Below are 10,449 nucleotides of genomic sequence, written 5' to 3' on the forward strand. Positions count from 1 at the left end.
TTATTGCACCAACGCTTTGGCAAGGTGTTCACCATACAACTTGGTTAAAATACGCTGTTGTAAAGCACTTACAGGTAAATCGGACTGTTCGGGATAAATACTGTGATTCAAATAAATCGCCGTAATAATAATTTTGATGGTGTGTGGGTTATATATAAATGCAGGACTCAAATTAAATACCTTTCGGTTTTGCACAGCACTTAAACCCTGTAATTCTTTTCGTTCATAAATTAGTTGGGGGTTGGTATTCCAAAGCACAATATTGTCGGGGTTCCATTCAATTAAAGTCTCGGGATTTACATTGGGTTGATTCGTATTGGTCTGAACAATGTTGTAAGCACCCGCCAGCTCAATAAAGTCATTTGTAATCGACTGACGTCCCGAGGTAGAAAAAATTCGGCCACCAGACCAAGCATAGTAAATCGATTGTTTATTTGGCTGACGTGCCGTTTTGGCTGCAACCTCCGCCACAATTTCATCAGAGAAATTTAAAATTTGCTGAGCTCGCTTTTGGGCGCCGCTCAGAATAGCAATTTCAGAAAGTTCTTCTTTCACTTGCTGGTAAGTACTGGACTCCATGACATATACAGCAATGCCAAACTGCCGTAACAGTTCAATCGTTTGAGTTTGCCCGCTTCCTACAATCACCAGATCAGGTTTTAACAACACAAGACTTTCAATATTGGTTGCATTTGCCCCTTGTGAAGGCGTCGCAAGCTGCTTATTGGCGATACGCTTATCTATTTTTGAATAAGCATTGAATAATAAAGGTTGGATGTATACTTCGGCTGGTATGCCAATCACTTTATGACCTTGCCCTAGCATATAGAGGCCATCTAAACCCGACTCAAACAAAGAAACAATTCTTTGGGCGGGTTTGGCTACACAGACTTTTGTATTTGTACTATCAAAGACACATATCGAATGGGCCGCTAACTTTTCTTGCGCTTTACCACTTTGTTCAGATGAAGAACATCCATATAAGATGAATAAAGTGAGTAATGAAGCTAATAACTTCATTACAGCATACCTTGCACAAATACAGTGCAAAATAAAAAGACGTGCCTATTTGGTGCATTTTTCATGTGAAAAAAACACCATAAGTGAGCAAGACGGTTTGAATCATGGTTAATACAGCGGTCAAATTAAATGTAATAGCTAAGATTTTAAAGAGTAAGCAAAAAAAACGCCAAATTTACCAAGTAATAAAAACTATTTAATTATTAGGCCAAAAGTTTACAAGGTGGCTAATCAAATAATTTAATAGTGGTTACCACTCAATCAACATTAAAATAAATAACTCGTTATAATCCAGCCCAAAATCTGATAGACATTATCTTCCGATGCTGACCCAATCATCTTTCTGGCGTAGTCTTTACCGTTTAATTCATATTTATGCCGGTATTTTTATTGCACCATTTATCTTGTTCGCAGCAATCACTGGTTTACTCTATGCTATTACACCACAACTTGAACAAGCCATTTATAAAGATGTTCTATATATTGAGCCACTGAATCAGACACCACATAAGCTGAGCCAGCAAATTGAAGCTGCAAAGCAAGTAATGCCAAAGTCTGCACAGGTAATTGAAGTTAGGCCAGCCCCAAGCTCTGATCAGACAACACGTGTAATTTTTTCAGACCCTATCCACGATTTTACAAGTGAAGCCGTTTTTATTGATCCTTTTACACTTAAAGCTCAAGGTCATCTAGCGGTTTATGGTACGAGTGGAGTGCTACCGTTTCGAACTACCCTTGATCAACTGCATAGTAATTTATTGCTAGGAAAATGGGGCCGCTTTTATAGTGAACTGGCGGCAAGCTGGTTAGCCATTTTGACTTTAACTGGACTGTATAATTGGTTGAAACGGCGTCAAAATCTTAAAATCAGGCAAACACAAAAAAATAGATTATTAAGATGGCATAGCACGTTGGGTTTAACTTTATTTCCTCTCTTATTAATAATCGCCGTTACAGGTCTTACATGGTCTGAATGGGCTGGAGATAATATTCGAGTTGGTCGTCAGTGGCTCAACTGGCAAACCCCAACTTTAGCAACTTCTCTTCAAACAGATAATTTACCTACAGTGATGCACCATGAACATCACGAGATGCCTCATAGTGAAAATCTTAATTTAAATATTGTCTCTACTGAGTACGATACTGCTCTTTCAATCGCCAGAGCACATGGCATTGATGCAGCACAGATACAAATCAAACCACCGACTAGTGGAAATCAAGCTTGGACGGTAGCCGAAATTCAGCGCAAATGGCCAACTCAAGCAGACAGTATCGCCATTGATATGGAACAACACAAAGTCATCGATCAACTTGCTTTTAAAGATTATTCACTAGTGGCAAAACTCACTCGTTGGGGAGTTGATGCGCATATTGGGGTTTTATTTGGCTGGATAAATCAATTGGTACTGGCACTTTATGCTTTCGCACTGTGTATTATGATTATTTATGCATATAAAGCTGCGTTTAAAAACTCGAATTTAAAACTCATGACCACCCACTTTGTTGGTCAAAGCCTATTAATTTGGAACTGCGCAACTGGCTCACAAAAAATATGGTTAATATTGGTGGGAATCGTGTTAGGTCTCAGCTTACCTGTTTTTGGTTTCAGTATTTTATTTACGCTATTTATCTTTGCTATGCGTAAATACATTCCGTCTAAATCGTAAATAAAATTTCAATAACCACTAATTATTTTTCTTATTACAAAATCTAAGCATCAACCATAAAAAAGCGGTACTTGATTATGTCTATTCATCAAGTACCGCTAAATTTAAAGCAATTTCACACTGGGTTCATTCGCTCAAGTTCACGAATTAAACCAGAATGGTCAAGTTCACCGTCTCCGGCAGCAAGCATATTTTCAAATAATTGGCTGACTTGTTGGGCAACAGGTAAATTCAATTCTAGTGATTTAGCATAGCTAACGGCTGTATGAATATCTTTATGCTGGTTTCGAGCAGTGCCTCCCGGTTTAAAATTTCTACTTAGCATACGCTCACCATGTTGCTGTAAAATTGGAGAATCTGCAAAACCTCCTGTGAGTGCTTGTTTGAGCTTAATAGGATCAGCTCCAGCTTTACTGGCAAGCAATAAGCCCTCGCTTACAGTTGCAATAGTAGTTGCTACTATCATTTGATTGACAAGTTTTGCGAGCATTCCACAGCCAGCCCCGCCCACTAAAATTGGGCGTCCCATTGCACTTAAAATAGTTTCAGCCTGTGAAAATGTTTTAGCGTCACCGCCCACCATAATAGCAAGACTTGCATTTTGGGCGCCTTTTTCTCCACCAGAAACAGGAGCATCTAAATATCTAAGTCCTCGTTCTCTACATTTGTCACCTTGTACTTTTGCAACTTCAACGGGTATCGAACTCATGACAATAACCGTACTTTCAGGTTTTAGCTGTGAAGTCGCGCCGTGTTCTTTAAACAGGATTTCATCACAGGTTTTTCCATCGCTGAGCATACAAATCAGAAACTCTACATCTTTTCCGACTTGTTCAAGGTCAGAGCAAACTTGGGCACCAGCTTCTTTTAAACTATCTGCTTTAGATAAAGTTCTATTCCAAACCTTAATTTGATGGCCTGCTTTGAGTAAATGCATAGCCATCGGCAGTCCCATAATGCCTGTCCCCACAAATCCGATGGTCGCCATTATTTCATCTCCGTAGCGGTTCGAACTTTAAGTTGCTGCTGTTCTAATTTTAAGCTATTCGATTTTAGCTTTGCTAATAACAACAAGCCCAAACCACCCATCGCTACAAAGCCAGCAATTGCAAGGAATGCCACTGTATAGGTGCCTGTGGTGGTATATAAATAGCCAGTTAAATATGGACCAGTAAAACCACTTAAATTACCTACCGAATTAATTAATCCAATTCCAGCTGCGGCACCAACACCTGTTAGAGTTTGCCCAGGAATGGTCCAGAAAATGTTAATTGCGCTAAATACACCAATTGCGAGCAGAATAAAACCCACAATAATTGCCCACGGTTGATTCACAATAAGAGCAATCGCAATGGCTAACGCCGCCATAAGTGCAGCACAAGCACCATGTTTATAACGCTCTTGTTTACGGTCAGAACGGCGGCTCCATAAAACCATTCCAACAGCTGCAAATGCATATGGAATTGCTGTAAGTAAACCATTTTGAATAAGGCTAATCTGCATACCAAATGTGTTACGGAATGACTCTAAAACACTTGGTAAGAAGAAGAACATTGCATTTGAACCGGAAGTAATTCCAAAATAAACAACCGCCATAATCCAAACTAAAGGATTTTTAAATACTTGTTTAATGAGTTCACCTTTAGTTAAAGCAGCATCGGCAGATTGCTCTTTTTCTCTTTCTTCACGCTCTAGTGTGGTCATTAACCATTGACGCTGCTCAGCTGTTAACCACTCTGCTTCTTTTGGGTTATTGGTTAAATATTTAAGGCAAATTAGTCCTAAAATAATGGATGGGATCCCTTCTAGCACATACATCAATCGCCAGCCTTCATAGCCAATGGTATTGCCCCATTGCATAAGGCCAACTGAAATTGGTGCTCCAATAATTTGAGCAATTGGCAATCCAAGATAAAACGTGGCAAAAACACGGGCACGATATTTTGCAGGAAACCATAAGGTTAAATAAAAGATCACACCGGGAAAGAAACCTGCTTCAGCAATACCCAGTAAAAAACGTAAAACAATAAACTGCGTACCGCTATGAATAAAACCCATGAGTGCGGCAATGATACCCCAAGTAATCATGATTCGGGCAATCCAGATTCGCGCTCCAAACCGATGAAGCAAGATATTACTCGGCACTTCTGCAATAAAATAACCTAGAAAAAATACACCTGCACCTAAACCAAAAATGGTTTGAGTAATTCCAAGTGCATCATTCATATGTAACGCAGCAAAACCAATATTTGTCCTGTCTAGGAATGCCATAATGAATAGAATAATGAGAAACGGGATAATTCGGTTCGAAATACGTTTGATTGTCTGCTCTTCGAGAGCAGTTACATTTTTGATATCTTCCATAATAACTCTCACATCAACTGGCGATCACTGCCATTAATTTTGGGTATCTTCTATATGTGCCTGAATCACGCTTTCAAAATTTTTATCTGCTTGGAAACCTAGAGATTCGGCATATTCAGCTTTCACCTGAACAGGCCAACTTTGAACAATACGTTGAATGGTTTTATCTTCTTGCCATTGCACCAAATCAGTTGCTTGTTTGCCCGCAACTTTTTCAAGCGCCTCAAGCATTTCTTTAACCGTGACTGTTAATCCGGGTAACGGAATAATTCGGTTATCTTGAAGTACATCTGAAGAAATTGATGCCGCTTTAATCATTGATTCAACACAACGTCGCGGTGAAGTAATAAAAACTGGAGTATCTGACTGGACTGGGCAAACGGCTGTTTCACCTTTTAACGGTTCGCGAATGATTGAACTAAAAAATGTCGATGCCGCTTTATTAGGTTTACCAGGACGAACCACAATAGTCGGTAGTCTTAAAATACGGCCATCAATAAAGCCTTTTCTTGAGTAATCCGAGACCAGCAATTCTCCTACGGCTTTTTGCATGCCATAAGAGGACTTTGGTGTAACCACTGTCTCATCTGTCACAACCTCTGGCAACTGTCCGCCAAATACAGCACAGCCACTGGCAAAAATGACTCGAGGCGTGGTTTGTTTCTTTCTTAATTCTTCTAATAAATTTAAGAGTCCATACAGATTAACATCCATACCTAAATCAAAATCAGCCTCGGCTGCCGAGCTCACTACAGCAGCCAAATGCCAAACGACATCAATATTTTCTGTAATATGAGCAACTGTAGTTTTATCGGTAATATCACCGACAATCACTTCAATTCTCGGATCTTGTGGCACATCATCGCCAGCAAATGCATCAAACAGAATAATTTTATCGATGGATTGAGGTTTATTGTCATCTAAAGTCAAACTGCCAGCTTTTAAAATCTCTTTAGCAATTTGTTTTCCAATAAAACCTGTTCCACCAGTGATTAGCACATTCATACAGAGGTCCTTTCCTAGTTTTTATTCACTTAAAAACTTTTGTAATTGGCGTGAATTAAACGATAAGGAGTCCCTGCAATAATTTCCAATGAATAATTTCTAAATATTGATAACTTTTTAATATCAGTTTTATGTTTATAAATTTACTCAATAAAGCAAGTTGTCTTTCAACTTGAAAATCTCAAACCACTCCATGGCTTGAGGCTGAATACTTTATTTACGTTTCGCATTTTTAAGCAAGATATTAATAAATGCTGATGCAATATCAGAAACTGGTTTATCTTTACGCGTCAAAATACCATAATCCTGTGCATCTAAAATTAGATCGGTTTCTAAAATCTGTAATTGCCCTTCTTTTACCTGATCAATCACCATCGCTTCGGGCAACATCCCCACCATAGGCGCCCCTTTTAATATCTGTAAAAAGGTCTGCATCGACATGGTATTAACCGTATTTAAAGGAATTTTGACTTTTGCTCGGGCAAATGCGCCTTCCATACGTTGTCGAATTGGCGTGCCTTTAGGATAGAGTACCCACGGCCAATTTAATAATTCTTCTAATGTACAAAACTTTTTCTTGGCACATGGATGAGCATTATTAACAACAATGCAAAACGGCTCTGGGCCTAAAGGTTGAAAATCAAAAAACTGACTTTGCGTCACATCGGTAAAACGGCCAATAGCTAAATCTAAAGTGTGTTCACTTAGCATTTCCATTAAATGGTCACTGGTCTGCTCAACAACATCAATAGAAAGTAGCGGCCATTGTTTCTTAATCTCAATAATTGAATTTGGAATCACCACAGCGGTTGCTGCAAAGATACCACCTACTTTTAAAAACCCGTGACCGCCTAACCGTAAAATTTCAATATCTTCGACAAAATGCTTTGCATCGTTTAATACACGCTGGGCATATCGAATTACATGTTCGCCTAAAGCCGTTACTGGCATATTTCGAGGTAATCGTTCAAAAACAGGAAAGCCCAATAAACCTTCTATTTCCTTTAGCATTTTACTCACCGCGGGCTGACTTAGGTTCATCTGCTCGGCTGCCAAATGCATGTTATTGGTCCTCGCCAAAGTTTCTAACAACACCAGATGTTTGAATTTCAACCAATTATTTAAACTTGCGTAAGTTAAATCCGCCATTTTCAAAAATCCTTTTCGATAACTTTTCGTTATTAATAATTAAATTATTACGATTGGTGTTTATTAAATAAGAAACATATCATGATTTCAAATAAAAGAAGGATGCTTTAAATGAACTTTACGTTAAATTCCCAGAACTCATTACCAGACGATGCTACTCAAGGATGTTTAATTGGTCGCGCATGGATTCCCAACCAAATTTCTGGTCCATCTCCGATTCTTTTAAAAGGTGATCAGGTTTTTGATATTTCTGAAAAGTTCCACACTATTTCCCAGTTACTTGAGAGTTCAGATCCTTTAAAAGCTTTAGCTGAAATTGAAGGAAAATTAGTTGGCTCAATTGATGAGTTGTTTGCTAATACAGTCGCCGAGCCAGATACAAACAAGGCATATTTTTTAGCCCCTATTGACCTGCAAGTGATTAAAGCAGCTGGTGTTACCTTTGCAGCAAGTATGTTAGAGCGCGTGATTGAAGAACAAGCGGGCGGCGATGCACAAAAAGCCCAATCCATCCGTGAAATTGTACAAGGGGTAATCGGCGATAATTTAAAAACAATTGAACCCGGTTCTGAAAAAGCGCTGCAACTCAAAGAATATTTAATTGAACAAAAAATGTGGTCTCAATATCTTGAGGTGGGTATTGGTACCGACGCTGAAATTTTTACTAAAGCACCTGTCTTAGCAGCCGTAGGAACGGGTCAAAATATTGGTATTCACCCAAAGTCTGAGTGGAATAATCCAGAACCAGAAGTTGTATTGGTTGCAAATAGCCACGGTAAAATTTTAGGTGCGACTTTAGGTAATGATGTGAATTTACGGGACTTTGAAGGCCGTAGTGCCTTACTTTTGAGTAAAGCCAAAGATAACAATGCATCTTGTGCAATTGGACCGTTTATTCGCCTTTTTGATCATACTTTTACTTTAAATGATATCCGTGCTTGCGATGTTGAACTGAAAATTGAAGGTACAGATAACTTTGTGCTCAATGGCATTAGTTCTATGTCTCAAATTAGCCGAGATCCCGAAGATTTAGTTCAACAAACGCTGAATGAAAACCATCAATATCCAGACGGTTTTGTTTTGTTCTTGGGTACTTTATTTGCACCTACTCAAGATCGAGAACAAGCTGGGGCTGGCTTTACCCATAAAGTTGGAGATGTGGTCCGTATTCATTCACCTAAACTCGGCACTCTATACAACACGGTTATGACCAGTGATAAAGCGATGCCGTGGAATTTTGGCATAAATGCTTTGATGCACAATTTAAAACAACGCGAATTACTGTAATTTTCACGTATTATCAACTGGTTTAATCGTAATATTCAGCACTTGAAAAATTAAATTACTGAGCAAGATCAGTAGAAGGATCTAAAAATGAATGATCAAGATAAACGGATTTTTTTACGTAGCCAAGAATGGTTTGATGATCCTACGCATGCTGACATGACAGCACTCTATGTCGAGCGTTACATGAATTATGGGTTGACCCGCGCCGAGCTACAATCAGGCCGCCCTATTATTGGTATCGCACAAACAGGTAGTGATTTAACTCCATGTAACCGTCACCACAAAGAACTTGCTGAACGGGTTAAAGCAGGCATTCGTGATGCTGGCGGTATCCCGATGGAGTTTCCTGTTCACCCGATTGCTGAACAGTCTCGCCGACCTACTGCTGCACTTGACCGTAACTTAGCCTATCTAGGTTTAGTTGAAATCTTACATGGTTATCCACTTGATGGCGTGGTGCTAACCACAGGTTGTGATAAAACAACACCTGCTTGTTTAATGGCAGCCGCAACAACAGATATACCAGCAATCGTGTTATCTGGTGGGCCAATGTTAGATGGTCATTTTAAAGGTGAGTTAATTGGCTCAGGTACGGTACTTTGGCATGCAAGAAATTTACTTGCCACAGGTGAAATTGACTATGAAGGCTTTATGGAAATGACCACTTCCGCATCCCCTTCGGTCGGGCATTGCAACACTATGGGCACCGCACTTTCAATGAATGCATTAGCAGAAGCTCTGGGCATGTCTTTACCGACATGTGCAAGCATTCCAGCGCCTTATCGCGAACGTGGGCAAATGGCCTATATGACAGGCAAAAGAATTTGTGAAATGGTTTTAGAAGATTTACGCCCTTCTAAAATTATGAACAAACAATCATTTGAAAATGCCATAGCGGTAGCCTCAGCATTAGGTGCATCAAGTAATTGCCCTCCTCATTTAATTGCAATTGCTCGTCATATGGGTATTGAGCTGAGTTTAGAAGACTGGCAACGTGTTGGTGAAAACATTCCGCTCATCGTGAACTGTATGCCGGCGGGTAAATATTTGGGTGAAGGTTTCCACCGTGCGGGTGGTGTTCCTGCCGTTTTACACGAATTACAAAAAGCGGGGGTTTTACATGAAGGCTGTGCATCAGTCAGCGGCAAAACAATAGGAGAAATTGCTAAAAATGCAAAAACTTCAAATGCAGATGTCATTTTCCCATATGAACAACCATTGAAACATGGTGCAGGCTTTATTGTGCTGAGTGGTAATTTCTTTGACAGTGCCATTATGAAAATGTCTGTAGTGGGCGAAGCATTTAAGAAAACCTATTTATCTGACCCAAATAGTGAAAATAGCTTTGAAGCACGTGCAATCGTTTTTGAAGGTCCCCAAGACTACCACGCACGAATTAATGATCCAGCCTTAGATATTGATGAACATTGTATTTTGGTCATTCGTGGCGCAGGTACGGTAGGTTATCCGGGCAGTGCGGAAGTTGTAAATATGGCTCCACCAGCAGAGTTAATTAAAAAAGGGATTGATTCACTGCCTTGCTTAGGAGATGGCCGCCAAAGTGGAACTTCTGCCAGCCCATCTATTCTCAATATGTCACCTGAAGCTGCGGTAGGCGGCGGCATTGCCTTACTTAAAACCAATGACCGTTTACGTATTGATTTAAATAAACGTTCAGTCAACGTACTCATTTCTGACGAAGAGTTAGAACAACGCCGCCGTGAATGGAAACCGACGGTATCTCCATCTCAAACACCTTGGCAAGAAATGTATCGCAACATGGTAGGTCAATTATCTACTGGTGGTTGTTTGGAACCCGCAACTTTATACATGCGAGTCGTAAACCAAGACAACCTTCCAAGACATTCTCATTAATTTCAGGATATTTGTTATGACCATTATCGGACACAACTTTATTGGCGGTTCACGCAGCGCACAAGGTACAACCTTATTAAAA

At 39.7% G+C, this 10,449-nt stretch carries 8 protein-coding genes; 3 read left to right on the forward strand and 5 right to left on the reverse strand.

The features are described from left to right. Positions 1-1,020, reverse strand: a complete 1,020-nt coding sequence (locus tag B806_RS0116110; protein WP_017387314.1) for an ABC transporter substrate-binding protein — start codon at positions 1,018-1,020, stop codon at positions 1-3. Positions 1,021-1,343: 323 nt separating this feature from the next. Between B806_RS0116110 and B806_RS0116115 the strand changes: the two genes are divergently transcribed. After that, the gene (locus B806_RS0116115) at positions 1,344-2,687 is read left to right on the forward strand and encodes a PepSY-associated TM helix domain-containing protein (RefSeq protein ID WP_017403238.1); all 1,344 of its coding nucleotides are present in this window, start codon (positions 1,344-1,346) and stop codon (positions 2,685-2,687) included. 115 nt (positions 2,688-2,802) lie between these two features. Here B806_RS0116115 and B806_RS0116120 read toward each other — a convergent pair whose 3' ends face one another. The 4 genes from B806_RS0116120 to B806_RS0116135 form a co-directional block, all read right to left on the reverse strand. After that, the gene (locus B806_RS0116120) at positions 2,803-3,675 is read right to left on the reverse strand and encodes an NAD(P)-dependent oxidoreductase (protein ID WP_017403239.1); all 873 of its coding nucleotides are present in this window, start codon (positions 3,673-3,675) and stop codon (positions 2,803-2,805) included. Next, the gene (locus B806_RS0116125) at positions 3,675-5,051 is read right to left on the reverse strand and encodes an MFS transporter (protein ID WP_017385941.1); all 1,377 of its coding nucleotides are present in this window, start codon (positions 5,049-5,051) and stop codon (positions 3,675-3,677) included. Before B806_RS0116125 ends, B806_RS0116120 begins: the two co-directional genes overlap by 1 nt. Before the next feature lie 33 nt (positions 5,052-5,084). After that, positions 5,085-6,056 (reverse strand): D-erythronate dehydrogenase, encoded by a 972-nt coding sequence (gene denD, locus B806_RS0116130; protein ID WP_017385942.1) that lies wholly within the window; start codon positions 6,054-6,056, stop codon positions 5,085-5,087. 213 nt (positions 6,057-6,269) lie between these two features. Beyond that, a complete protein-coding gene (locus B806_RS0116135; RefSeq protein ID WP_017403240.1) occupies positions 6,270-7,205 on the reverse strand; it encodes a LysR family transcriptional regulator in 936 nt (311 codons plus the stop codon). A 111-nt stretch (positions 7,206-7,316) separates the two neighbouring features. Here B806_RS0116135 and B806_RS0116140 point away from each other — a divergent pair, with 111 nt between their 5' ends. Both B806_RS0116140 and B806_RS0116145 read left to right on the forward strand, forming a co-directional pair. Further along, positions 7,317-8,492, forward strand: coding sequence for a fumarylacetoacetate hydrolase family protein (locus tag B806_RS0116140; RefSeq protein WP_017403241.1), 1,176 nt, complete (start codon positions 7,317-7,319; stop codon positions 8,490-8,492). 87 nt (positions 8,493-8,579) lie between these two features. Further along, positions 8,580-10,367 carry an IlvD/Edd family dehydratase gene (locus B806_RS0116145; RefSeq protein WP_017385945.1) on the forward strand — a complete coding sequence of 596 codons (1,788 nt, stop codon included), beginning with the start codon at positions 8,580-8,582 and terminating at the stop codon, positions 10,365-10,367. The last annotated feature ends 82 nt before the right edge of the window (positions 10,368-10,449 follow it).

It is taken from the genome of Acinetobacter sp. TG2027, assembly GCF_000302435.1.
Lineage (GTDB): Bacteria > Pseudomonadota > Gammaproteobacteria > Pseudomonadales > Moraxellaceae > Acinetobacter > Acinetobacter pittii.

Coding starts and splice junctions, on each gene's coding strand:
- B806_RS0116110 (WP_017387314.1), bottom strand. CDS start 1,020: ATGAAGTTATTAGCTTCATTACTCACTTTATTCATCTTATATGGATGT.
- B806_RS0116115 (WP_017403238.1), top strand. CDS start 1,344: ATGCTGACCCAATCATCTTTCTGGCGTAGTCTTTACCGTTTAATTCAT.
- B806_RS0116120 (WP_017403239.1), bottom strand. CDS start 3,675: ATGGCGACCATCGGATTTGTGGGGACAGGCATTATGGGACTGCCGATG.
- B806_RS0116125 (WP_017385941.1), bottom strand. CDS start 5,051: ATGGAAGATATCAAAAATGTAACTGCTCTCGAAGAGCAGACAATCAAA.
- denD (WP_017385942.1), bottom strand. CDS start 6,056: ATGAATGTGCTAATCACTGGTGGAACAGGTTTTATTGGAAAACAAATT.
- B806_RS0116135 (WP_017403240.1), bottom strand. CDS start 7,205: ATGGCGGATTTAACTTACGCAAGTTTAAATAATTGGTTGAAATTCAAA.
- B806_RS0116140 (WP_017403241.1), top strand. CDS start 7,317: ATGAACTTTACGTTAAATTCCCAGAACTCATTACCAGACGATGCTACT.
- B806_RS0116145 (WP_017385945.1), top strand. CDS start 8,580: ATGAATGATCAAGATAAACGGATTTTTTTACGTAGCCAAGAATGGTTT.